Here is a 24,376-nt window from a genome sequence, read left to right as displayed (position 1 = left end):
TGCTGCCGCTTTTTATTTTTGTTCTTAGATGGGGACTTCGTTTGGATAAAGCCGCTTCTGTTCATTAAGGTTTGCCAGGATCAGCTCACACAAGAAATGCTCTATTTTCTCTATCAGACCGGTTGCCTCTGAGGCGGGGAGTTCACAGTGGTAGTGCCGCCGGACTTCTCCCAGAAGATATTCTGCCCAGTCTGCAGCCTCCATTTCGGTCAGCATCCCGGCGCGGCGTTGATCCTCCAGATGCACATAAAGGCACACTGCGCTCACTAGAAAAGCGTCCCGATCCAGTTTTTCCATAGTCCTGGAAAACGCCGCAAGCTGATCAGGCAGTCGGATTAGGCAGTCGGCGGATAGCTTGTCCGCTGTGATCCCAAAACGCCGCAAGCGCCTTAACACTGAATGCTGTTCTTGGGCACAGAACCCCGTCTGCCGGAACAGCGCTTCTGTGACGGCCTCCCGGACGGCCAGCGCTGCCAGTTCTCCAAATTTAAAATGTTTACCTGCGTTCAACAGCATCCCTTCCTCGCCGGTTCCACAGATAATGACCATGCCGTCGGTGCCTGTCCCTGTGGCTAGTTCCTGGGAAACGCTGCTGCCCTGCATCAGATCCCGAAGCACGGCGGTCTTGGCTTCTGTAGCTGTCATGATCAGTTCTGCCATGGCTCCCGGGGAGAGAGGACGGTCAGTGACCAGAAAGATATTGATGGTGCCTGGCGGCACCGGACAGGGCACACCATCCGCCTCTGCCAAGAATGCCGGATCTCCGGCGCAGAGGGCGTTGACATCAGCACCGCCGGATACTGCTGCTGTGATTTGCAGATCCTTCCAATGCTTTGTGATTACCACCATATTGTCCAGATTTGCCGCAGTGTCAAGACCGGTGGAATGGTCCGGGTCCAGGCCAAGACGTTTTGCCACTGCGCACTGGTGCGCTTGCAGGTTATTTCCCTCCATAGGCTGGCAGACCCCCGCTGTGCCGCAGTCACAGTAGTTGAAGGCGGCGGTCAGATCGGCCCGCATACCACCGCCGCTGGCCCCAGTAGACAGCACCATGCGGGGGCCAGAAAACCGAAAGATAGCAGCTTGTTCCGTACATGTTAGATAATCGCCGTTGCACAATTCAAAATTGCGTTCCATATATCCTGGGCCTCCGGAATTTTCTGAGATGTTCTGAATGGATTATAGCAGATAACTGCATACAGGAAAAGAAGAAAGGAATTGATGGAAATGAAACTTCGAAATGCGATTGCCCTTATGATGGTCATGCTGATTATGACAGCCTTGGCCGCATGCGTTCCTGCGGAGATTACGGAGCAGACCTTGCAGCCTCAGCAGACGGAGAAGATTACGGACAGCCGTCCGGACACAGACCGCAGCGGCAATCCTATCACTCTGCCGGAGCAGGTGGACAGCATTATCTCCATGGCGCCCTCTGCCACGCAGACCCTTCTGGATCTGGGCTTGAAGGACAAGCTTGTCGCTGTGGATACCTATTCTGCCATGTATTTTGGTCTGGAGGATCTGCCCACCTTTGACATGATGGAGCCGGATACGGAGCAAATGGCTGTTCTTGGTGCTGATCTGATCTTTACCACCGGTATGAGCGCCTCCGACGGTGTGGATCCCTTTAAACCCCTGCGAGATATCGGTGTCTGTGTGGCGGACATTCCATCTGCCTCCAGTATCGACACCATGCTGGAGGACACCCGGTTCATTGCCGCTTGCGTGGGCGCACAAGAGACGTGCGAGGAACTGATTGCACAGTTCCAGAAGGAACTGGAGCAGTTGTCTGATATCGGCGCAGGTATCCAGAATAAAAAGCGTGTGGTGGTCGAAATTGCCTGTGCACCCGATATCTACACTGCAGGCAGCGGCACCTTTATGAACGAGATGCTGACAATGATTGGTGCAGAGAATATTTTTGGCGACCAGGAGGGCTACCTTGCTGTGACAGAGGAATCGGTGATCACCCTGAATCCGGACATTATTCTGACCATGGTGGACTATGTGGACGATCCCGTGGCGGAGATTCTGGGCCGAATCGGCTGGGAGTATGTCGCCGCCGTGGCCAACGGGGACGTGTATCTGGTCAACACGAATGCGGTATCTCTTCCCAATCTCCATGTGATCGACGGCATGAAGCAGATGGCTAAGATGATCTATCCCGACGCATACGCAGGGATCGAAGATCCCTTTGCCGGGGAAGCTGCGGCATGAAGCGGATCGTCAAGATACTCACTGCCGTTGCCGCGGCCCTGCTCATTCTGGTGGGCAGTATCGCCGTCGGCTCTGTGAATCTCTCTCCCGGACAGGTGGCAGAGATTTTGATGGCCAAGCTGTCCGGCGGTTCCGGAACCGTTGACCCAAATCTGAGCGCCATCGTATGGGAGATGCGCTTTCCGAGGGCGGTGCTGGCCTTTCTGACCGGCGCGGCTCTGTCCGCCAGCGGTACCGTCATGCAGTCCATTTTGAAAAATCCGCTGGCGTCCTCCTATACCCTGGGCGTTTCCTCCGGCGCCAGCCTCTGCGCAGCTCTGGTGATGGTCACAGGCGTTACGTTCCCGCTTCTGGGGAGCCTGTTCACCCTGCCGGCAGCGGGCTTTGCCGGGGGGCTGGCCACGGTGTTTCTGGCCCTGGCCTTTGCCGCCCGGCTGGACGGCAAGATGGAGAATCAGACGGTCATCCTGGTGGGTATGGTGTTCTCTCTCTTTGTCAACGCCATTCTGACGCTGATCACCGCTCTGTCCCGGGAGCACCTGCAGCAGATGGTCTTCTGGCAGATGGGCGGCTTCACTGGCCGGAACTGGTCCCATGTGGCAGTGATGTTCCCGGTTCTGGTCATCTCCATGCTGGTATTGCAGCGCTTTACTCCGGAGATGGATATCATGAGCTTTGGAGAGGAGCAGGCCATGTCCATCGGCGTGGATCTCAAGCGGATCAAGCTCCTTTTGATCGGCATTGCCGCCCTGCTGACCGGCACGGCGGTGTCGCTGGTGGGTGTTATTGGTTTTGTGGATCTGATCGCGCCCCATGTTGTGCGGCGGATCTTCGGTTCCTCCCACCGTCTAGTGCTGCCCTTGTCCGCTTTGTTCGGCGGCACATTTCTGATGTTGGCGGAGTTGATTTCCCGCACGGTGATGGCGCCCACGATTATTCCTGTAGGGGCCGTGACGGCACTGGTAGGCGCTCCCTTCTTCGCACTGGTGTTCTTCCGCGGCAGAAAGCTGAAATGAGGTGGAGTTTCCATGCTGCATCTGAAAAATATTTGTGCCGGATATGGAAACGGAGACATTCTGCACGATATTACCTTTGATTTGCCTCTGGGACAAAATCTGTGCATTCTGGGGCCAAACGGCTGCGGGAAAAGCACTCTGTTGCGGGCTATTGCCGGTCTTCTGGAAAGCCGTGGGGAACTGACACTGGATGGGAAACCGGTGGCCGATATGCGTCGGCCAGAGATCGCCTCCCATATGGCTATGATGAGCCAGATGAGTACCGTCTATTTTTCCTTTAGCGTCTATGAGACGGTAATGATGGGCCGGTATCAGAAGCTGCGCCGCGGGCTTTTTGCGTCCACTTCCAAAGAGGACAAGCGGTATGTGGAACAGTATCTGCAGGCCACAGGACTAGAGTCGCTGCGTGACCGGCAGATCTCCGAACTGTCGGGCGGCCAGCTCCAGCGGGTTTTCCTGGCCCGGACGCTGGCCCAGGAACCGGAGATCATTTTACTGGATGAACCCACCAACCACCTGGATCTGAAGCATCAGACAGAACTGGTAAGCTATCTTAAAAACTGGTCTCAGGAAAAAGGACGGACGGTCATCGGAGTACTCCATGACATCAATCTTTCTCTGATGCTTTCTGATCAGCTTCTGTTTTTGAAAAATGGTTCTGTGGCAGGGATGGGGCCTGCCAATATGGTTCTGACAAGAGCGTTTCTCCATGAGGTTTATGATATGGATGTAGCCTCATATATGATGGCCTCCCTCAAGCGTTGGGAGCAGGTATCTTAACGGTATTCGGACATACAGAAAAGCACATGGCCTGTCCCTGCGTCGGGTACAGGCCATGTGCTTTTTCTATTTTTCCCAGGGCGTGTACAAACAATAGGCCGGACAGAGCTCACCCATATAGATCCATACATTTTCACCCATTTCGATGGGCTCCCGGAAAACCAGGTTGGGAACCATCAGCTTCAAGGTGGTGCGTTTGAGCCCCTTGATGTTTTCCCCCTCCTGAGTGGGAGCCTTGCTGAAATCCTCGATCCGCTGGGCCAGATCGCTGATTCCCAGCTCCCGGGAGAGTCGGGGGATCACCTCATCCTTTACGGCGTATACCACATGATCCGGATTTTCAAACCAGGTTCGACTTATCATAACGCTTGCCTCCTGTCAGTTGGTTTTTTGCGCCAGTTTTTTGATCTCGCCATACTTGCCGATGATATAGTCATAACCCTCCCTGCGATGGGGAATCAAGCAGCCGCTGCAATCCTTGATCCCCCCGGCAATATAGGTGAAGTTTCCGCCGCATTTGTCTCCCAGTGCATGCAGCGGGCAGTAGCAGAACAGGCAGTTAAAGTTTTCCGGGTCATTGGTGGGGTGGAAGGGGAAGTATTCGCATTTGCTGTTGGAAAAGAACTGAAAGTGCTTTTCGGACGTCGATGATTCCATACCGCTTCTCCTTTCATTTTACTGATTGACACATCACTCATGTGATACCCTGACCGGCGGTGAAACAGAAAAAGGAGGTGCCCGGACGGCACCTCCTTCTGACAAAAACACGCTGGCCCTAACAAGAAGGCCAGCGAGCAAAGCAACGTATACAACGGAGGACACGCCCGCTGTTTCCCCCTGCATCCTGCCATGGTGCAAGTCTCCTGACTTACGTTATGAGAGCTTGGCTCTCTGCGTCCATTTCCTACCTTCTCACAGGGTCGTTCCCTGCAATGGCGGACTTTCGTCCAGACGGCATACACCGCTTCGGAATGGCCTCACGTACACAGTGCCGGTCGCGCGGGACTTGGATATCCCATTCGTTTTAGCTGCTGCCTGATCCTTGTCGGCAGGATCGTTACAGCAAACAGCCACACCATGCAATAGATACAGTGATATGAAATTTTCAAACCGGCGGCAAACGCCGGGCCTGGAACCAAGAATGAATCTAAATATAGCATAGCACGCCTTATGCAGGTTGTCAAACGCTCTTTAGTTTGTTTAGAAACAGAGTTCCAAGGGCTCCTCTCTGAAGAAATTTAAAAAATAGCAAAAACAGAATAGCATTTTGGTACGGCTTGTGCTATAATGCAAAAGCAACAAGGAAAATTAAATATGAAATCCGGCTTTTGTGGCAAATGCGCGACCCGGCTTTTATGAGCTGGACACGCATCCTTGTTTCTGAACAAGGGAATCAGGTGAGAATCCTGGACATGTTTCGTCCGCGACCCGTCCGTGAAAACGGCGGCAAAGGGGCGATTCTATAGCTGTGATTGTGGAGCAAATCCGTTTTCTGCGAAAGCAGGTCACTGGCGGCTGTAATGGCTTAGCTGGGAAGGCGGCGGATTTGCGTTGGCGGGCATAGCTCCGCCTGGACACATCAGTCAGAAGACCTACTAAGAGCTTACCCCCGGATCTCCGGGGCTGCTCTGACAAAAAATGCCTTATGTGGCAGCACGTTTGTGCTGTCGCTTTCACGCAGTGACGACACAGGAGCGGACAGAATTGTCCGCTCCTTTTTTGTCAGGTACGGCCCCGTTCCAAAAGCCCTGTTTTTTGAAAACAGTTTTTATAAAAATGGTTTGAAGGAGTGGAGCTTTGTGAAAAAAAGGATTCTTTCGTTTTTTCTGGTGCTGTGCCTGACCCTTGGACTTCTGCCGTCAACGGCACTGGCCTCCGGTACGGCGCAGCCGGTGTCCAGCGTCGGTGAGTTTGCCGCCATGGAGCCGGGTGGGGATTATATTCTGACAAGTGACATTACGGTGTCCGCCCCCTATGGTCAGGCCTTCAGCGGCAGCTTTGACGGCGGAGGGCACAAGGTGACCCTCGCCATCTCCGGCGACAGCAAGCTGGGGCTCTTTTCCGAGCTGTCCTCCGGCGCGGCCGTCCGCAATGTCATCACTGACGGTTCGGTCAGCGGCACCAGTCAGGTGGGCGGCATAGCGGGCCTCAGCTCCGGTACGATTGAAAACTGCCTGAATACAGCGTCCATCACCGCCGGCAGCAAGTATGCGGGCGGCATCGCGGGACAGTGTACCGGCGGCAGTATCACCGGCTGCGGTAATACCGGAAATGTGGAACTCAACGGGACAGGCCGCTACGCCGGCGGTATTGCCGGTCATACCAAGGCCACAGCCATTACCAACTGCTATAACCAGGGTAAGATTTCCAGCCAACGAAACAACTCCGGTGCAAACCTGGGCGGTATCGTCGGCTTTGCCGATGACAATTACGGTCGCGGCAGCAGCCTAAGCAACTGTTACAGCATCGGCGCCATTACCGTGCAGGAAAACGCCACCAATTTTGGTGCCATTGCCGGGTGGATGTACAACTCCACGGCGGAAAACTGTTATTACCTGGATACCAGCTGCGCAAACGGCGTCAACGGCAACAACCAGACCGCCGCCGCCAAGACGGAGACAGAAATGAAGGAGGCGGGCTTTGTCACCGAACTGGGCGAGGGCTTCCGGGTAAAGGCCGGGGACTATCCGGTCCTGTCCTGGCAGATCCCGACCGCTTCCGCTGTGTTTACCATCGCGCCGTCCGCGGCGGAACTGACCATCCGCAACGGTGACAGCGTCGTGTATTCCTCCAGCCAGGGGGAGACACGGACCGCCTCGCTGGCCGCCGGCAGCTACAACTATACGGTCAGCTGTGAGGGCTATACATCCCAGAACGGAGCGCTTACCATTTCCGAAGAGCAGGCCAACAGCAGTGCGGAAATCCGGGTAGATCCCATCACACTGGGGCTGGATAACAACCGGTGGGGAACTCTGAGCTTTCAGGTTGAAGGCGCGGATCAGTATACTATCACCGTGACGCTGGACGGCCAGGAAATGACCGCCGGACAAAACGGAATCTATACCCTGCTTCTGAACAAGACCTATGACTACGTGGTGACGCCGGCATCGGAGCAGGTGGAAGGCGCGCAGGGAAGCATTTCTCTTTCCGAGAGCAAAATTGAGACGGTTTCCCTGAAAACGGTCACCGGCATTGCGGTCAAAACCCAGCCCGCCAAGACGGCCTATTATGTTGGTGACGCACTGGACACCGCCGGCCTTGTGGTGACTGTCAGCTACTCCGACGGCTCCCCCCGGGAGATCTCCCAGGGCTTCGACGTCAGCGGCTTTGATTCCTCGGCAGCCGGGGTAAAGACCGTCATGGTTACCTATTACGGAAGCAGCGCAGAATTCCAGGTTTCCGTAGCAGAAAAACCCTTCCCCAGTACCGTGTTCAACGCTCTGGCCGGGAAAGCCCAGGTGGTATACACCCATAACGACAAGTATCAAGGAGAGCCCGGTCAGGAGTTTGTGGAAGAGGACGGCGTTCTCCGCTCCAACAGCAAGGGGCAGGGCAATTCGCAGGTCACCGTGACCATTACGATTGACGAATCCGTTGCCCAGGGCAGCCTTTCCTTCTGGTACAAGGTGTCGTCCGAGGGAAGCAGCTACAGTGCCAGCGATGGCCTGTCCATCAACGGCGGCTCCAAAATCGGCGGAGAAGTGGGTTGGACGGAGCATACCCTGGATGTAAATGGCGGCGACACCGTCACATTGTCTTACATCAAGGATTACAGCTTAGACAAAGGGAACGACTGCGTCTATCTGAAAGGCTTTACGCTGGAGACCCTGCATACCGCGACATTTACCCTTAGTCCGGAAAATGCCCAGATCGTTCTGACACCCCGGGGCGGCGGGGAAGCCATCGCGCCTGTCTCCAACAGCAACGGAACGGTAGTCTATGCGCTGGCCGACGGCACATATGACTACACGGTATCCTGCTTTGGCTATGCGGAGCGGATGGGGCAGATCACCGTGGACGGCGCTGACGTGAAGCAGGCGGTGACGCTGGATGCCAGCACCCGGCAAGCCGTCACGTTCCAGGTTACCCGTCCGGAGGACATTTCCGCGCCGTATACGATCAGCGTCCTCTTCCAGGGGGAACCGGTCGCCCACAGCGGAGACGAGGCCAATGTGTATCAGCTGCCGGCCGGCGAATACACCTACACGATCAGCTGCGAGGGCTGTGAGCCGGCCAGCGGTTCCTTTACGGTGGGAGAGGAACCGGTCACCGTCCCGGTGACCCTGGAACGCCAGTGGACACTTTCCGACTACTTTAAGGCAATTTCCCCTGCCATAACCGCCGAGAACGGCACACGCTACGGCTTTGTCCGGGACACGGAGCAGGACGGCGGGCTAATATCCGATAACGCCGGAACGAGCAGTTCGTCCGCTGCCATGACCCTCACCTTCTCCCAGGCTGCCCGGCTGGATTTTGCTTATCGGGTGTCTTCGGAAGCGAATTATGACAAATTCACGCTGAAGCATGGGACGGACACGTTGATCACTGCCAGCGGCAATGGGGAATGGACGCAGTTTGCTGTTTCCGTAGCCGCCGGCGACTCCCTGACCTTTCAATATGAAAAGGACAGCGGTGGAAATCAAGGCAGTGATGCGGTTTACCTCAAAAATTTCCGTGTGACCGCTCTGTACCCGCTGACCTATACCGACCTGCCGGAGGGCGGCGCCTTTACGGTGCGCAATTCCAAGGGAGAGACCGTTGCGCCCCAGAGTGACGGCACCTATCTTCTGCCGGAGGGCGCGTATAAATATACCGCCTCGGCTTTCGGATACGAGACGACCCAGGGCAGCTTTTCGATTCCCGACCAGAGCAGCGTGACCGTCTCTCTGAACAAACTTCCGACTTGCAAGGTGACCTTCCGGATGCCGGAGGGCGCTTCCCTTACGGTAACGCACCCCACCGCCGGCAGCATGGATGCCTTCCGTCAGGGAAATGTGTTTACTCTGCCTGCCGGAGAGACTTACTCTTATGAAGTCACCAAGACGAACTGCCTGCCCAGCCGCGGCAGCTTTACGCTGACGGAGGAACGCACCATCGAAGTGAGCGCCCTGACGGATGCCGGTGAGGGCTGGGACGGCACAGCTGTGACCGAGCCCACGCAGGCAGAAGGCGTCTACCAGATCGGCAGTGCGGCGGAGTTGGCCTGGTTTGCCCAGCAGACAGAGAGCGAAACCGGCCTTAAGGGTCAACTGACTGCCAATATCAATCTCAACGGAAAGCCCTGGACCGGCATCAAGCAATTTGCCGGAACTCTGGACGGCGGCGGGCATGTAATCTCCGGCGTCACCGCGCCGCTCTTTGACTCAGTGGACGCAAATGGAACCGTCAAAAATCTTGTGGTAATGGGCAGCATTACCGGCAGCGGTCACCTGGGCGGCATTGTCAGCACGCTTTCGGGAACTGTGGAAAACTGCGCTTTTGAGGGCAGTGTCACGAACTACGGCCCCTCCTATGGTTCTGTCAGTCTGGGCGCCATCGCCGGCCGAGCGCAGAAAGGCAGCAGCATCCGCGGCTGCGCTGTTTCGGCGGAGCTCAAGAACAATACCGCGTCGTATAATACCGCATTGCATACCGGTTTCATTGCCGGCTATGCCTACGGCATCATTGAAAACTGCTACGCCACGGGAAGCGTCTGGGCCGATTCCAGCCGCGATACCAACTCCGCCCTGGGCGGTCTGGTGGGTACCCTGTATGCGGACGGCACGCTGCGAAATGCCTATTTCTCCGGCACGGTCACCGGCCCTGAGAATGGCATCGGCCTTGTGATCGGCACCAATGCGGGCACGGTGGAGAATACCTTCTTCCTTCCCAACGGATCCATTCCCGCCGTTGCCGACAATACCGCGTCCACTGCGCCTGATACCAAGGCAATCAGCGCTGACGAGATGCGAACCGACGCCTTTGCCTACGAACTGGGCAGCGCCTTCCATATGGATACCGACGGGGTCAACAGCGGCTTCCCCATCCTCAGCTGGCAGGGCGGCAGCGCGCCGGTGGTGAGCACCGATGAGGAGGACGCGGCGGCGGATCTGGCGGCGCTGAACCTGCAAACAACAGACGGCAAGACTCTCTCCGCCGACAGCCAGGGTATCTACCAGATCCGGAATGCCCTCACCCTGAAACTGCCCGGACAGGGCGAGCATGGCAGTGCCATCACCTGGACGACATCGCCGGAGGGCGGTATTTCACTGCCTGACGGTGCGCTCACCCTTCCGGAAAACGGCAAGCTGGAAATCACCCTGACCGCCCAGGTAAAAAAGGGAGAAGCCTCCAAGCAGAAGGAATTCCGGCTGGTTCTCTGGTCCCAGGGCGCGCAGGATCTGGAGACCCTGGAGGCCATCCGTGACGAGGCCCAGTCCGGCGGTACGTTCATCCAGCCCCTGGAGGCTTACGGCCACACCAACATCCGCCAGGCCATGGAACAGTATCTGCTCCGAAAGGATTACCCGGTGGATATGGCCCAGTATAGATATGATGATGACCCCCGTGCCATAAAAGTGGAGTTTGTTGCGCCCGGCACCAAAGTCTTGCCTCAGGCTGGCAGCTACCTGGCCAACGATGGTACGATCACCTATTACAGGGATGAAGGCGGCCTGGGCATCAACTATGCGCTCTATCGTGATGTGACCTTCCGGCTGCTGCTGGGTGACCAGTCCGTACAGGTGTCAATGACAGTTCACATCGGCTGGGCAAATGACTATCTCGAAGACTATCTCTCCAGTGCGGTGAACTCCATCACCTGGGAGCAGATCCGGGGCGAGAACACCAATACCGCCACAGTGACCCAGGACGAGGGCTGGTGGTACACGGTCACCGTAGACGGCCAGGTAGACAAAGACCTGATCCTTCCCACACGGTTGGATACCTACGGCGATGTACGCATTCAGTGGTCGTCCACTGACACGGATGCGCTGACGGTGCAGACAAATCCGGATGGATCCTACACCGCTACGCTTAACCGCCCGCCGTTCGGTGGCGATCCGTTTACCTTCCCGCTGATCGCCACGGCCCGGTTCAACCGCCTGGATGACTACATGATTCAGGAGGCAACTGCTGAAGGCGCTGTGCAGGACTGGTACGCTGCCATTCGAAAATTCGTTATTACGGTAGCACCCAATGATGTGGATCAGTCCGCTCAGATCAATGAGGCTCTGGAGAAGTATCCCTCCCTGCTGCGGGACTTTGTGGACAAAGAGAAGCCTGTGACTCCCATCCAGGTTACCGCAGATCTGCAAATGCCCACACCCGGCCAGCTGGAGTCTGCCGGTATTCTGCCGGATCGCTATAATCAGAAAGTGTCCATGACCAGCAGCAACACCGATGTGCTGGAATTCAGCGGCTATCACGCTGTGGTCTACCGCCCGCTGCCCGGCAGCCCGGCCGTGGATGTGTCTTATACAGTGCGAATTCTGGATCGCCGCAACAATGCCCTGCTGGGAGAGAAGACGTTTTCCCTGACCGTGCAGCCGTTGACAGAGGATGAAATCAACTCCGCTGCGGCGTTCATGGACAGCGTCTGTACGGAGAACGCCTACTGGAACGGCATCCGCGGCAAGAATACGGATAAGACCCAGGTGACAGAGAATCTGGAACCGTTTGCGGAAGTTTTAAAGGGCGACCAGGGGCAGCCGCAGTATATCTACGGCGCGATCAACCTGACCTTCGGCGGAGCGGAAGTGGATGATCTGCCGGGTTACGACCCGATGAACGCCCAGCCGTGGCGGGAGTATCGCTCCAGCCGTCCCACCGTCATCGCCTGCGAAAATCTCCTGGTCACCCGCCCGGAGTACGACACAAAGGTTACGCTGGACAGTGTCCTGACCCACAGCGCATACGGGAAATACTGGGAGAAATTTGGCAGCAATCCGGCTTACGCGCAGTTTGAACAGTTCTATAAACGCCCGGTTTCTGTGACAGTAACAGTAAAGGGAACCAAGGGCGGAGAGAATCCGAATCCCCAGCCGGAACAGATTCAGGCTACGGTTTCTGTCAGCGGCGGCGGCTTCGAAAACTTTGCTGATTTAAGCGCATACACCTTTACCGGCAGCGGTAGTCAGGACTGGACGGCGTGGGATGCGCTGCAGGCGGCCTTGCGTGAGGCGGGATATCGCTATGAGGGCAGCGGCTCCTATGTCAGCGCTGTGACGGATTCCAACGGCGTTACCCTTTCCGAACTGGAGCATGGCGAAGGCAGTGGTTGGATGTACCGTGTCAACGGTACACTGCCGGAGATAACGCTGAACCAGTATTACCTGAGCGACGGCGATAAAATCACCTTCTTCTATACCGGTGACTACCATACAGTTCCCGGAACTCACGGCTATGACGATAACCAGAAAGCGGCCCAGGCGGTGGAAAAACTCATCAACGCCATCGGAACTGTTACCAAGGACAGCGGCGATAAGATCAAAGCGGCCCGGAAAGCATATGATGCCTTGACCGACACCCAGAAGAAGCTGGTTCGCAACTACAACGTACTGACAGAGGCTGAGGCGGCTTTCGCGGCTCTGGATGCCGGTCTGCCTTTCACGGATGTGGATAAGGATGCCTGGTATTTTGAGGCGGTTCAGTACGTCTATAAAAACGGCCTGTTCAACGGCACCAGTACAACAACCTTCTCCCCTGACGTGGAGATGAGCCGCGCCATGCTGGCTGCCGTGCTGTACCGCCTGGCGGGCTCGCCCGCCGGAGACGGTAAAGCCCCGGCCTTCACCGATGTGGCGCCGGATACCTGGTATACTAACGCCGTAGCCTGGGCCAATGGGAACGGCATCGTCACAGGTTACGGAAATGGTCTGTTCGGTGGCACTGACAGTATCACCAGGGAGCAGCTGGTCGTTATGCTTTACCGTTACGCCAAGTTTATGAAGCATGATACAGCCGCAGCTGGTGATCTCTCGGCATTCACTGACGCCGGGAACGCCAGCGACTGGGCAGTTGAGGCTCTGCGCTGGGCATACGCGGAGGGGCTGATCACCGGGCGTACCGCAACCACTATTGTGCCGCAAGGCACCGCTACTCGGGCCGAAGTGGCCATGATTCTGATGCGTTTTGGCGAGGAACTGGCAAAGTAACTGCCTCCTCGTTGAAGCATACTTCCCTCTCAAGGATCTCCGGGATCCACAGCATCCCCAGCTGTGGATCCCGGAAGTCCGATCCTGAGGAAACAGCAAGTTTGACCCAAAGAACCAGCCCGGCAAAAGTCGGCAGTTGAAGACAAGGGCTGCCATAGGTATCCTTGTCTTCGGATTCCCTTGACAACGTCATAAAAAGCGGATAGAATATTTTCGCGAGCAGGTCATATGCTTGACATATGCCAACTGACAAGCCGGTGAGAATCCGGCGCAGTCTTACCTCTACTGTATTTGGCTCCGGCCATAAGCCAGGATCGTCAGCCTGCTCCATGGTAATTGATCAAGGTGGTATCCATTGCCGATTTTTGCAGCCATGCCCATGTATGGGGATGGCCAGGGTTTTTGTGCATTTTTGATGTGCAAACGCTCGATTTGCAGGGATCGGCAATGGATATCTGCTTTTTGCCGGCAGACACCATTGTCTGCCGGCTTTTTGTTTTCTGAACCGGCAGCAGATCCCGAAACCGGAAGGGAGTGAAGACCGTCAGCAAGCGAAGACAGGCTCGCCCAGCCAGGCTTACGCCGCAAGAGGCAGAACAATATCGCAATTTGATACAGAAATGGGCACAGCAAGCTCCACCAGAGTACGCAGACAACGGCGAAAAGCACCCTTATACATCTCTTACGCTGTCCAGTGGGCTTGGCAGGGCGGTCTATGCCAGCTATTCCGACGAGGATTTGCTGGCTGTTCTGCACAATGCGGCGTCACGCCTGGGACGTGCGCCCACACAAGATGAAGTCTTTTCTCTGTATCGCATCTATCTGAAAGCGCGGTTTGGTACCTGGCCGGGTGCACTGCGGGCAGCCGGGATGCGGCGATTACCAACACCGGATTTGAATATGCCGGATTGGACACAGATGCTGGCGGAGGAGCCGGAGATCTGCGGTGCTCTGGAGGATGTGACTCGCCGCAGATGCCGCCTTGGATACCCGCCGCGCAAACGTGATGTACCGCAGGCGAAGATCCTCTGTGAGCGATTCCGTTCGTGGGAGAACGTAATTGCCGCCGCAGAGTATTTTGAGAAATGGCAGGAGGCGAGGAAGGATAACTGACAAGTAAATAGGGCATTTGTTGTGGCCCTGTCTCGGCGGAAGCAGAGGGAGGGATGAACAAGGGAATCGGGTGCAAGTCCCGAACGGTAACCGCCGCTGTAAGCGCTGAGACGCCGGATCGTTGACGAAAGTCAGTCACTGGGGAAACCTGGGAAGGCAGATCCGATGTTGTGGGGAAACTCCACTGAAGCGCAAGTCAGAAGACCTACAAGAAATGCAAAGGGCCGTCAAAGAGCGACCCGACCATGGGAACACGGCTGTGGCGATCATCGGGATCTGTCACGGCATTTTTTATGCCCTGGCAGAGCAACACTCGAAAGGAGAGACGGAGGAAATATGAAGAAGCGAGTATTGAGCCTGCTGCTGGTGTTTGGCATGGTATCGCTACGGCCAAGACCGAGGGCAGCAGCGCCATTGTTATTGCGCCTCAGGTCACCGGCGAGGCCAAAAAGGTGATGACGGAAGTTTCCACCCAGTCCCTGAAGGACGTGGTCAAGAACACCGACGCGGCCCTGGAAGTGCAGACCGGTGTGGGCAGCGTGTCCATTCCCAACGCCGCTCTGGACGCCATTGCCCGGCAGGCCGGCGGCAGCACCGTGACGATCACAGTGGAAGCCAAGAAGCCTGAGGATGTCAAGGAGCAGGTAAGCGCTTCCCAGCTGGAAGACGCGATGGTAGTGGAAGTGACCATTACCTCCGGCAAAAAGGAGCTCACCACCTTTGACGGAAAATCCTTGACCGTCACCATTCCGGTGACTGGCTCCGCCTTTGTTTCCGGCGAGACTTACAAGGTGATCGCGCTCAGTGCCGACGGCTCCAAAGAAACCGTTTCCGGAACCTGCATCAAGCAAAACGGGAAACTGAGTATGCAGGTGAAGATCACCCATCTGAGCACCTTTGTGGTAACCACACAGAAGACCATGCCCTTCACCGATCTGTCCGGCCACTGGGCCGCTGAAGCCATTACTTATGTCTATGGAAACGGTCTGATGAACGGCACCAGCGACACTACTTTTGCTCCTGACGAGTACCTGAACCGGGCCATGCTGGCCACCATCCTGTATCGTCTGTCCGGCGAGCCTGCTGCAACGGGTGAAGGTAAAACATTTATGGACGTGGCACCGGATACCTGGTATACCTCTGCCGTGGCCTGGGCCAGCGCCAACGGTATCGTCAGCGGCGTCGGCGATGGTAAGTTTGCACCCACGCAGGCGATTACCCGCGAAGAGTTGGCTACCATGCTTTACCGCTACGCCAAGTACAGCAAATTGGACACCAGCGCCAAAGGCGACCTGAGCAAATTCGCTGACGGCGATCAGATCGCCGCCTGGGCTTCCGATGCCATGGCGTGGGCGGTGGGTGCCGGACTGATTTCCGGCAAAACCGCCAATGTCATTGACCCCACCGGTACGGCCACCCGTGCCGAAGTGGCGACCATCCTCATGCGCTTCACAGAATTGACGAAATAACAAACGGCGTGCCGGGGCGCAAGACGCCCCGGCACGGAAAGGAGTTCCTATGAAAACGGTTTTCAAACGCGGAACAGGCTTTCTCCTGGCTTTTATGCTACTGCTCAGCCTGAGTGTCCCCGCATTTGCAGCGGAGACGGATCTGACCGCCGCAGTGCAGGGCAGCGCAAAGTATATGCTCAACACCGTTCGTGAACCTCGGGTGGGATCCGTGGGCGGCGAATGGGCTGTCATCGGCCTGGCCCGTTCCGGCTACGACGTACCCCAGAAATACTGGGATGATTATTACGCCACGGTGGAGGACTATGTGGAGGAACACAAAGGTAACCTCCACGACAAGAAGTACACCGAATATTCCCGCCTGATCGTGGCCCTCACCGCCATCGGCGCCGATCCCTCCGATGTGGCAGGCTATAACCTGCTCACCCCTCTGGGAGACTTTGACAAGACCATTTGGCAGGGCATCAACGGCCCGATTTGGGCGCTGATCGCGCTGGACGCAGGAAATTATGATATGCCCCGGAACCAGAACGCCAAAACCCAGGCCACACGGCAGATGTATGTGGACGAGATCCTTGCCCGGCAGCTTAACGACGGTGGCTGGAACCTGACCGACAAGGGCGGTGCCGGTCAGAGCGACCCCGACATCACCGGCATGGCCCTCCAGGCTCTGGCCGGCTATCAGTCCCAGCCCGAGGTCAAGGCGGCTATTGACCGGGCGCTGGATTACCTGAGCGCAGCCCAGGAGAGCAACGGCGGCTATGCCAGCCATAATACCAGCAGCTCCGAAAGCGTGGTACAGGTTATCGTGGGCCTGTGCGCCCTGGGCATTGATCTGAATGATGCCCGCTTTGTAAAAAATGGCCATACCTTGCTGGAGAACCTGCTCAGCTACCGGCAGGACAACGGCAGCTTCCTACATACCTCTGCCGGAAACGGCGACAGCCAGATGGCCAGTGAGCAGGGCCTCTACGGCTTGGTCGCAGCCCAGCGCGCCGCTGCTGGAAAAAGCACGCTCTACCACATGGATGACGTGACCATTCATGTGACTGGCGTAACGAAGGAAACCATTGGCCTGCCCGGCAAGCACGCCGACGTCAAGCTGGTACCCGTCAGCGGCAGTGTCTCCTTTGCCGATGTGGCCGGTCACGCCAACCAGAAGGCCATCGAGGCGCTGGCTTCCCGGGGCATCATCAACGGCAAGGGCGGCAACCGCTTTGACCCTAATGCCACCATGACCCGTGCGGAGTTTGCCGCCATCGTTGTGCGGGCTCTGGGGCTGATGCCCAAGGCTACCAACGCCTTTACCGATGTGTCCTCCAACGCGTGGTACTCCGGTTATGTGGGGACTGCCTATTCCTACGGCATCATTACCGGAGCAGGCAATGGGCGCTTTAATCCCGACGGCACCATTACCCGGCAGGAAGCCGCCGTCATGGTAGCCCGTGCCGCCAAGCTCTGCGGTATGGATACGGAGCTGGAAAACTACGAGATCCTCAATGTTCTGGCACAGTTTACCGACTATGTGACCATTGCCCAGTGGGCTCAGGAGGGCGTTGCGTTCTGTTATGGCGAGGACATCCTCAACCAGAGCGACCTGAATGTGGAGCCTGCCCGTGCGATCCTGCGCTGTGAGATCGCCGAAATGCTGTATCGTATGCTGGACAGCGCCAAACTGCTGTAAGGAGAATCCGTCATGTGGTGGAAACAGCATAAATGGAAGGTACTCATACCGGTTCTGATCGCGGCAGTGCTGGCCGGCGCGTTCTGGTATGGGGGTAATGCTCCCGGCGCACGGGGTTGGACTGTCCCGGCAAACGAGGCGTCCCAGCCTGCGCTGGAAGGTGATCTGCACGATACGCCGGAACCGGCCCAGACGAAGGGGCCCCCGGCAGTTCCGGAACCTGAAGAGACGCCTGTGGAACATACACCGGAACCCGATACACCCGATGCAACGGAAGAGCCGCCAAATGCCACGCCGGAGCAGACTCCTGCGCCGACCGCTTCTCAACAGCCCCGGCCATCCGAACAGCCGGAGATGGCCATTAACCCGGAGACGGGAAAGGATCAGTATCTGACTGATCCGGTGCCGGAAGGCAAACCACTGCCGGTGGAGCCTCAGGATGTGACTATCGGCACAACAGCGTACAGCTGCACCATTTCCATCTCCTGCGCGACCATTCTGGATAATCTGGATCTCTGCGATCCGGAAAAGAAAGAGCTGGTTCCGGAGGACGGATGGATCTTGGAACCCATGACCGTCACCTTCTATGAAGGAGAGAGCGTCTTCAACGTACTCCAGCGCACCTGCAAGCAGCAGAAGATCCATATGGAGTTTGAGGATACGCCTATGTATAACTCCGCCTATATCGAAGGCATCCACAACCTCTACGAATTCGATGTGGGCGAGCTGTCCGGCTGGATGTACAGTGTCAACGACTGGTTCCCCAACTACGGATGCAGCCGCTATCAATTGCAGGACGGCGATATCGTAGAGTGGGTCTATACCTGCGATTATGGAGCTGATGTCGGCAGGCCGGTAACGTAACGGAAAGGAGAATTCCTTGCGAAATAGAGATACCTTTTCCAGCTGTCACCCAATCATCAATTTTTTGTATTTCCTGTTGGTTCTGCTGGTGACCATGTTCTGCTTACACCCTGCCATTTTGGGGCTTTCTCTGGCCGGTAGCCTGGTCTATGCGGTATATCTCAACGGGCAGCGGGCGGTGCGGTTTTCCCTGGCGTTTCTCCTGCCCATGATGCTCCTGACACTGATAATCAATCCCGCCTTCAATCACCAGGGCATTACAATCCTGACCTATCTGCCCACGGGTAACCCCCTGACGCTGGAGAGCATTCTCTACGGCGTTTCCGCCGCCGCCATGCTGGCCGCCGTGATCTCCTGGTTTTCCTGTTATACCGCCGTGATGACCTCCGACAAGTTCGTGTATCTGTTCGGCAGAGTGATCCCGGCCCTGTCCCTGGTGCTGTCCATGACGCTGCGCTTTGTGCCCAAGTTCAAGGCGCAGCTTCATGTGGTCAGCGAGGCCCAGCGCTGTGTGGGGCGGGACGTCTCCGATGGCAGCCTCCTGCGGCGGATCCGAAACGCCGTGACAATCTTCTCCATTATGGTTACCTGGGCGCTGGAAAATGCCATTGAGACGGCGGACAGCATGAAGAGCCGGGGCTATGGGCTGCCGGGCAGAACGGCATTTTCCATTTACCGCTTTGATGAGCGGGACAAGATGATCCTGCTGTGGCTCTGCTTCTGCGGGGGTGTTCTCGGCTGGAGCGCATTGACAGGCGGCCTTTTCTGGCGGTATTATCCAACCATAAAAGGCGCGCCGCTGACGCCTGTGACCGTCTGCCTTCTGCTTTGCTGGGCAGGGTTGTGCCTGACGCCGGTGGCAATCAACGTCCATGCAGACCGGGTGTGGGCTGGGCTGCATAGTAAGGAGACTGCAACATGATTCAAAGTATGAGCCTGCCGCTCTATTCTGATACGCTGCGGGAATACCGGGACTGGACGGACCTGCAGCAGGAGGTGCACGCCCTGGGCTGTGACGGCATTGAGGCCATATGGGGTGGGGAACCCATCCCGGAAGCACTCCCTGCCGGGCTGGTACAGGGCTACCACCTGATCTTTTTCCATGACTGGGTGGATCTCTGGAACGGTAACTGGCCGGCGTTGAAGGAGAAATACGGCACTTTGGAACAAGCCTCCGCTGTGTACGGCGGACTGGGCCGGGAGACGCTGCTGCGGCAGTACCGTGACGACCTGGAACGTGCAAAACGCCTGGGCGCCGAATATGTGGTGTTCCATGTTTCAGACGTCTCCATGGAGGAGTGCTTTACCTATCGGTTTTCTCACAGCAACGATCAGGTCATCACCGCTGCCCTGGAGCTGATCAACGAACTCCTGCAAGGGAAGGCGTGGCCGTTTGCCTTTCTGGTGGAGAACCAGTGGTGGCCGGGCTTTACCTTCACCGACCCCAGACAGACCGAACGGCTGCTGGACGGCATCCGCTATGACAACAAGGGTATCCTGCTGGACACGGGCCATCTGATGAACTGTTGTACCGGCCTGCGCAACCAGGCAGAGGGCGCAGCCTACATCGGCGCTATGCTGGATCGACACGGCAGTCTCAGCGCTATGATCCGCGGCATTCATTTTCATCAATCCCTCAGCGGCCCCTATGTCCAAAGCCATACGGGCCGATTGCCGGAAGAATGGCCGGAGGAATTTGGTCAACGCTTTTCCGTCAATTATGCCCATGTCCTGCAAATCGATCAGCACCGCCCGTGGACAGACTCTGCCATATTGCCCATTCTTGCGCGAATTGAACCGGCCTGGTTGACCCACGAATTGACCTCCCGTACCAGAGCGGAGCGGACAAGGGCTATCGCAAGCCAGCAGGCTCTGCTGCGAAAGAGAGAGAACGCCCCATGACAGACACCTTTGTAATTAGAAATCTTTTCTTTTCCTATCCAGAACAATCCAAAGACATCCTTCATGATATGAACCTGACTGTCCGGCGGGGAGAATTTCTGGTACTTTGCGGCCCCTCCGGCTGCGGAAAGTCCACGCTGCTGCGGCAGCTGAAAACAGTTCTTGCGCCTCACGGAAGCCGGAGCGGCACCATTCTCTTTGAAGGACAGCCGCTGGACTCCATGGATCAGCGGCAGCAGACGGAGCGAATCGGCTTTGTCCAGCAGAGTCCCGACAACCAGATCGTCACTGACAAGGTCTGGCATGAGCTGGCCTTTGGGCTGGAGAGCCTGGGCTATGAAACGCCGGTGATCCGCCAGCGGGTGGCAGAGATGGCGGCCTTCTTCGGCATCGAAAACTGGTTCTACAAAAATGTGACCGAGCTGTCCGGCGGACAGAAGCAGCTGCTCAATCTGGCCTCCGTCATGGCCATGCAGCCCTCGGTACTGATTCTGGACGAGCCCACCTCCCAGCTGGATCCCATCGCAGCGTCGGATTTTCTGGCCACCCTTGGGCGGATCAACCGGGAGCTGGGTACAACCATCATTCTGACCGAGCATCGTCTGGAAGATGCGTTTCCCCTGGCCACCAGGGTGGCCGTCATGGAGGAAGGGCGGCTGCTGTGCAGCGGCACACCTGAGGAGGTGGGCGCAGCCCTGCGGACGAGCGGGCATACCATGTTCCTGGCCATGCCTACCGCTATGCGGGTGTGGGCGGCAGTGGAGCAGAACGGTTTATGCCCCGTTACTGTTCGGGAAGGCCGGGAGTGGCTGACAGACTATGGAGCAAAGCATCCGCTGCATCCAATACCGCCGGAACCGTCACGGGTATATCCGGAAGATCCTGTACTGGAGGCATCGGAGCTGTGGTTCAAGTATGAGAAAGACAGCCCGGATGTGGTGCGAGGATTGAGCCTTACCCTGAAAAAAGGGGAGTTCTACGCCCTTCTGGGCGGAAACGGCGCAGGTAAATCCACGTCTCTAAAGCTGCTGGCCGGGCTTTTGAAGCCCTATCGGGGCACGGTAAGCTGCCGGGGCACAATCGGTGTTTTGCCCCAAAATCCCCAGGCCCTCTTTGTAAAGAAAACGGTTCGGGAGGATTTGGCAGAGATTCTGGGCGGCAGAAAAGCCGAACAGGCGGAGCGGATTGCCCATGTGGTAGCCCTGTGCCGGCTGGAAGGGCTGTTGGATCGTCACCCCTACGACCTGTCCGGCGGCGAGCAGCAGCGGGCGGCTTTGGCCAAGGTCTTACTGCTGAACCCTGACATTTTGCTGATGGATGAACCCACAAAGGGGCTGGATGCGGAGTTCAAACAGGTGCTTGCGGAGATTCTGCAGGTGCTTTTGCGGCGGGGCGTTACGATCCTGATGGTCAGTCATGATATCGGATTCTGTGCCCTCTATGCCCATCGCTGCGCTCTGTTTTTTGACGGCAGTACCGTGGCAGAGGGTACGCCCCGGGCTTTCTTTTCCGGCAACAGCTTTTATACTACCTCTGCCAACCGTATGGCGCGGGAGCTGGAGCCTGAAGCTGTGACGCCGGAGGATGTAATTACCCTGTGCGGTGGTCATCTGCCGCCCGTACCGAAGCTGCCGGATGATATCCCGCCCCTGCCGGAGCCGGAAGAAGGAAGTCCGCCGGAAAAACCAAAAAAACTACCCTGGTGGCGCAAGCTGCTGGCCGCATTGTCGGCCGGGATTGCGCTGATTCTGTTTTGTTCTTTTATGGGCGTAACAGATTTAACCGCGCTGGTCACTACCGATGGATTGACTTCCCTGGCGGGAGAGCAACTGCTATTATACCTGGTTTTTTGCATTTCCTTGATCGTGTTTGCCGTGTGTATTACACGCCGCAGCCACCGGCCAGACTATCTGAGGCAGCCACCAAAGGAACAGCGGAAGCTGGCCAAACGCACACTGGTGGCAACGGTTCTGATCTTGCTGCTCATTCCGGTGACGCTCTTTGTGGGGATCACCTATCTGGGCGGGAAGAAGTATTATTTTATCTCCCTCCTGATCCTGCTGGAGACCATGCTCCCCTTTTTCCTGGTCTTTGAAGGCCGGAAGCCACAGGCACGGGAGCTGGTCATCATCGCGGTGCTGTGCGCCATTGGCGTGGCGGGCCGGGCATTCTTTTTCATGCTGCCCCAGTTCAAGCCGGTGATGGCGGTGACCATCATCGCAGGCGTGGCCTTTGGAGGGGAAACCGGCTTTTTGGTGGGAGCCATGACGATGCTGGCTTCCAACGTCATGTTCGGGCAAGGCCCCCTGGCACCATGGCAGATGTTTTCCATGGGTATCATCGGCTTTCTCGCCGGTATCCTGTTCCGCAAAGGACTTTTGATGAGAACCCGGGGTGCATTGTGTGTCTTTGGTGCTCTCTGCGCGATTCTGATTTACGGTGGTATCATGAATCCGGCTTCGGCTCTGACGGCAAACCGGGAACTGACAGGCGGCATTCTGCTGAGCAGTTATGTCGTAGGAATGCCCTTTGACTGCATCCACGCCATGGCCACCTGGCTGTTTCTATGGTTCGGTGCCGAGCCGATGCTGGAAAAGCTGGATCGGATAAAAGTCAAGTATGGTTTGATATCGTAATGCCATGTACATAGATCAGAAAGCATAGCGAGCTAGTAAAATAGCTAAAAGCGGGACCGGGTGATAAAGATGGGAAGTCGTCCCTTTTGATTTATATGTGAGAGCTCATTCGCCACCAAATCAAATAAGCCCAGCCGCTGAAAAGGCGCAGACAACCAACTGGTTGTCTGCGCCTCATTTTTTTCTCGACAAGTTATCCGAGTATCCCTCAAAAAATCTGGAAGATATTGGGGCGAAGTGTCGAGGTATGGATGTGATTTTTGCCCTGTCCTATCCCGGCCCGGAAAAACCATTGAAAACTTAGAAAAAAATTTGCATTTTGGCGGAAAAAGATATTCCTGCCGCTCTCCTCCCGATTTTCGTTGACCATCCACGAATCAACGAAAATTAAAGGAGGAGCCAATATGTTTGATCGCAATAGTGACTATGCTCTGAATAAGAAGGACCCGGACGCCATCGTATGCAAAAGCGCCACCGGAATACATATCCGCCTGACCCGTGCCGACTTCTCCAGTGCGGAGGAGTTTGAAAAATGGAAACGCTGGTCCGATGAAAACTACCACGCGATTGAGAAAGCGGATCACCGGCACAGTAACCGGACAATTTCGCTGGAAGGACTGGCTGAACTATCCTTTGCGGTGCTCTCTGCCGAAACGGAGGTCATGGATCAATACGACCAGGAGGAGCGGGCCCGCCTATGCCGCCTGTTGGCCGAGGGCCTGGACGCCTGCCTGACTGCGCCTCAACGCCGCCGTCTTTGGCTCTACTGTGTGGAGGGACTGACCATAAAGGAAATTGCGGCGCAAGAGAAGGTCAAACACCAGAATATATCCAAGAGAATATTGGCAGCCAAAAAAATTCTAAAAAAATTTTTGGAAAGGTGGGTGCAGAACGGGACCAAAAACGGCGGTAAGTGAAGGACGAGTTTTATTCCTTCGATCTTTCTGACAACTGAATAGGACGAGCCAGTACTTGCCGTATTCTGTTGAGCCAAACGCTGGGTGCGCAGGGATCTTCTGCCGGGAAAGGAGGTGACAGCTCCGGCAGAAAGGAGCGATCCACACCAGCAGCGTAACACGGTTTGGCAAAGCCGCAGGCCATGACACAAATACGGGATCATGCTACTTGCGTCGGCTATGCGTCACAGCGTAGGACGCCCCGCCCACGGGAATGGGGGGAGGTTTATAGCCTATGGAGCGGTTGCCACCCGCCGCTGGCTTGTCTATCCTTACTTGCACCTATCAATGGACACTCCGAATGATATGGCTTTTTACGTCTCACCGTGAGACGCAAAAGATGGGAGAAGAATATGAAACCTTTGGAGACAAAACAATTTCCGAGTGAAGTAATCACGATTAATGGCTGCACTGTAATTATGCGATATGCAGAAAAGCCTGTCCCCGGTGTGATGGAAAAAGTAAAAGGCACCCTTGTAAATCAGAACTTTCTTGACAAAAAACGCTCTATTTATTGCAAAAATTACTAAAAAATGCTATAATAATAGTGTGAAGTGTACCTTGACAAATAGATAGAGAAATAGAGAAAACAAGGATACATACAC

The 24,376-nt window shown here is 56.3% G+C and carries 16 protein-coding genes and 4 riboswitches; of the genes, 13 read left to right on the top strand and 3 right to left on the bottom strand.

Features of this window, described 5'->3' with window-relative positions; all coding sequences use genetic code 11:
- Nucleotides 1-24: 24 nt before the first annotated feature.
- On the bottom strand, nucleotides 25-1,137 hold the full coding sequence (locus tag B5E56_RS00910; RefSeq protein WP_087387873.1) for an adenosylcobinamide amidohydrolase: 1,113 nt from the start codon (nucleotides 1,135-1,137) through the stop codon (nucleotides 25-27).
- Nucleotides 1,138-1,227: 90 nt separating this feature from the next.
- Between B5E56_RS00910 and B5E56_RS00905 the strand changes: the two genes are divergently transcribed.
- Genes B5E56_RS00905 through B5E56_RS00895 form a run of 3 tightly spaced genes read left to right on the top strand, consistent with a single transcriptional unit; the run spans nucleotide 1,228 to nucleotide 4,013 of the window.
- Entirely contained in the window at nucleotides 1,228-2,217 is a 990-nt protein-coding gene (locus B5E56_RS00905; protein ID WP_158098631.1) for an ABC transporter substrate-binding protein, read from the top strand.
- The gene (locus B5E56_RS00900; protein ID WP_087387869.1) at nucleotides 2,214-3,233 is read left to right on the top strand and encodes a FecCD family ABC transporter permease; all 1,020 of its coding nucleotides are present in this window, start codon (nucleotides 2,214-2,216) and stop codon (nucleotides 3,231-3,233) included. The genes B5E56_RS00905 and B5E56_RS00900 overlap by 4 nt, the downstream gene beginning before the upstream one ends.
- Before the next feature lie 12 nt (nucleotides 3,234-3,245).
- Nucleotides 3,246-4,013, top strand: a complete 768-nt coding sequence (locus tag B5E56_RS00895; RefSeq protein WP_087387868.1) for an ABC transporter ATP-binding protein — start codon at nucleotides 3,246-3,248, stop codon at nucleotides 4,011-4,013.
- A 66-nt stretch (nucleotides 4,014-4,079) separates the two neighbouring features.
- On the opposite strand, the gene B5E56_RS00890 is transcribed toward B5E56_RS00895, so the two are convergent.
- Both B5E56_RS00890 and B5E56_RS00885 read right to left on the bottom strand, forming a co-directional pair.
- Nucleotides 4,080-4,376: a hypothetical protein gene (locus B5E56_RS00890; RefSeq protein ID WP_087271673.1), complete on the bottom strand. Its 297-nt coding sequence runs from the start codon at nucleotides 4,374-4,376 to the stop codon at nucleotides 4,080-4,082.
- A 15-nt stretch (nucleotides 4,377-4,391) separates the two neighbouring features.
- On the bottom strand, nucleotides 4,392-4,670 hold the full coding sequence (locus B5E56_RS00885; RefSeq protein WP_087271676.1) for a cysteine-rich small domain-containing protein: 279 nt from the start codon (nucleotides 4,668-4,670) through the stop codon (nucleotides 4,392-4,394).
- A 178-nt stretch (nucleotides 4,671-4,848) separates the two neighbouring features.
- Nucleotides 4,849-5,106, bottom strand: a riboswitch (cobalamin riboswitch).
- A gap of 247 nt (nucleotides 5,107-5,353) precedes the next feature.
- A riboswitch (cobalamin riboswitch) is annotated at nucleotides 5,354-5,628 on the top strand.
- A 184-nt stretch (nucleotides 5,629-5,812) separates the two neighbouring features.
- Between B5E56_RS00885 and B5E56_RS00880 the strand changes: the two genes are divergently transcribed.
- The 10 genes from B5E56_RS00880 (at nucleotide 5,813) to B5E56_RS14555 (ending at nucleotide 24,301) form a co-directional block, all read left to right on the top strand.
- On the top strand, nucleotides 5,813-13,147 hold the full coding sequence (locus tag B5E56_RS00880; protein ID WP_087387866.1) for an S-layer homology domain-containing protein: 7,335 nt from the start codon (nucleotides 5,813-5,815) through the stop codon (nucleotides 13,145-13,147).
- Nucleotides 13,148-13,351: 204 nt separating this feature from the next.
- A riboswitch (cobalamin riboswitch) is annotated at nucleotides 13,352-13,488 on the top strand.
- A 193-nt stretch (nucleotides 13,489-13,681) separates the two neighbouring features.
- Nucleotides 13,682-14,260, top strand: coding sequence for a homing endonuclease associated repeat-containing protein (locus B5E56_RS00875; protein ID WP_143383102.1), 579 nt, complete (start codon nucleotides 13,682-13,684; stop codon nucleotides 14,258-14,260).
- 2 nt (nucleotides 14,261-14,262) lie between these two features.
- Nucleotides 14,263-14,488: riboswitch (cobalamin riboswitch) on the top strand.
- A gap of 65 nt (nucleotides 14,489-14,553) precedes the next feature.
- A complete protein-coding gene (locus tag B5E56_RS00870) occupies nucleotides 14,554-15,729 on the top strand; it encodes an S-layer homology domain-containing protein (RefSeq protein ID WP_158098630.1) in 1,176 nt (391 codons plus the stop codon).
- Nucleotides 15,730-15,778: 49 nt separating this feature from the next.
- Nucleotides 15,779-17,413, top strand: coding sequence for an S-layer homology domain-containing protein (locus B5E56_RS00865; protein ID WP_087387861.1), 1,635 nt, complete (start codon nucleotides 15,779-15,781; stop codon nucleotides 17,411-17,413).
- 234 nt (nucleotides 17,414-17,647) lie between these two features.
- Complete coding sequence (locus B5E56_RS00860) at nucleotides 17,648-18,277, top strand: DUF4430 domain-containing protein (RefSeq protein ID WP_242958707.1); 630 nt, start codon at nucleotides 17,648-17,650, stop codon at nucleotides 18,275-18,277.
- 16 nt (nucleotides 18,278-18,293) lie between these two features.
- On the top strand, nucleotides 18,294-19,199 hold the full coding sequence (locus B5E56_RS00855; protein ID WP_242958706.1) for an energy-coupling factor transporter transmembrane component T: 906 nt from the start codon (nucleotides 18,294-18,296) through the stop codon (nucleotides 19,197-19,199).
- Complete coding sequence (locus B5E56_RS00850) at nucleotides 19,196-20,179, top strand: TIM barrel protein (RefSeq protein WP_242958705.1); 984 nt, start codon at nucleotides 19,196-19,198, stop codon at nucleotides 20,177-20,179. Before B5E56_RS00855 ends, B5E56_RS00850 begins: the two co-directional genes overlap by 4 nt.
- Nucleotides 20,176-22,815: an ATP-binding cassette domain-containing protein gene (locus B5E56_RS00845; RefSeq protein WP_087387857.1), complete on the top strand. Its 2,640-nt coding sequence runs from the start codon at nucleotides 20,176-20,178 to the stop codon at nucleotides 22,813-22,815. Before B5E56_RS00850 ends, B5E56_RS00845 begins: the two co-directional genes overlap by 4 nt.
- Before the next feature lie 404 nt (nucleotides 22,816-23,219).
- A complete protein-coding gene (locus B5E56_RS00840; protein ID WP_087187193.1) occupies nucleotides 23,220-23,732 on the top strand; it encodes an RNA polymerase sigma factor in 513 nt (170 codons plus the stop codon).
- Between the two features lie 392 nt (nucleotides 23,733-24,124).
- On the top strand, nucleotides 24,125-24,301 hold the full coding sequence (locus tag B5E56_RS14555) for a hypothetical protein (RefSeq protein ID WP_158098629.1): 177 nt from the start codon (nucleotides 24,125-24,127) through the stop codon (nucleotides 24,299-24,301).
- The last annotated feature ends 75 nt before the right edge of the window (nucleotides 24,302-24,376 follow it).

Origin of the sequence: Flavonifractor sp. An112, from assembly GCF_002161085.1 — a bacterium.
In the GTDB taxonomy this organism is placed as follows: Bacteria; Bacillota; Clostridia; order Oscillospirales; family Oscillospiraceae; genus Flavonifractor; species Flavonifractor avicola.
Note: the sequence above shows the minus strand (reverse complement) of the source record. Positions and strands in the feature narration are given on the sequence as shown.

Coding starts and splice junctions, on each gene's coding strand:
- B5E56_RS00910 (WP_087387873.1), bottom strand. CDS start 1,137: ATGGAACGCAATTTTGAATTGTGCAACGGCGATTATCTAACATGTACG.
- B5E56_RS00905 (WP_158098631.1), top strand. CDS start 1,228: ATGAAACTTCGAAATGCGATTGCCCTTATGATGGTCATGCTGATTATG.
- B5E56_RS00900 (WP_087387869.1), top strand. CDS start 2,214: ATGAAGCGGATCGTCAAGATACTCACTGCCGTTGCCGCGGCCCTGCTC.
- B5E56_RS00895 (WP_087387868.1), top strand. CDS start 3,246: ATGCTGCATCTGAAAAATATTTGTGCCGGATATGGAAACGGAGACATT.
- B5E56_RS00890 (WP_087271673.1), bottom strand. CDS start 4,376: ATGATAAGTCGAACCTGGTTTGAAAATCCGGATCATGTGGTATACGCC.
- B5E56_RS00885 (WP_087271676.1), bottom strand. CDS start 4,670: ATGGAATCATCGACGTCCGAAAAGCACTTTCAGTTCTTTTCCAACAGC.
- B5E56_RS00870 (WP_158098630.1), top strand. CDS start 14,554: ATGCCCTGGCAGAGCAACACTCGAAAGGAGAGACGGAGGAAATATGAA.
- B5E56_RS00865 (WP_087387861.1), top strand. CDS start 15,779: ATGAAAACGGTTTTCAAACGCGGAACAGGCTTTCTCCTGGCTTTTATG.
- B5E56_RS00850 (WP_242958705.1), top strand. CDS start 19,196: ATGATTCAAAGTATGAGCCTGCCGCTCTATTCTGATACGCTGCGGGAA.
- B5E56_RS00845 (WP_087387857.1), top strand. CDS start 20,176: ATGACAGACACCTTTGTAATTAGAAATCTTTTCTTTTCCTATCCAGAA.
- B5E56_RS00840 (WP_087187193.1), top strand. CDS start 23,220: ATGTTTGATCGCAATAGTGACTATGCTCTGAATAAGAAGGACCCGGAC.
- B5E56_RS14555 (WP_158098629.1), top strand. CDS start 24,125: ATGAAACCTTTGGAGACAAAACAATTTCCGAGTGAAGTAATCACGATT.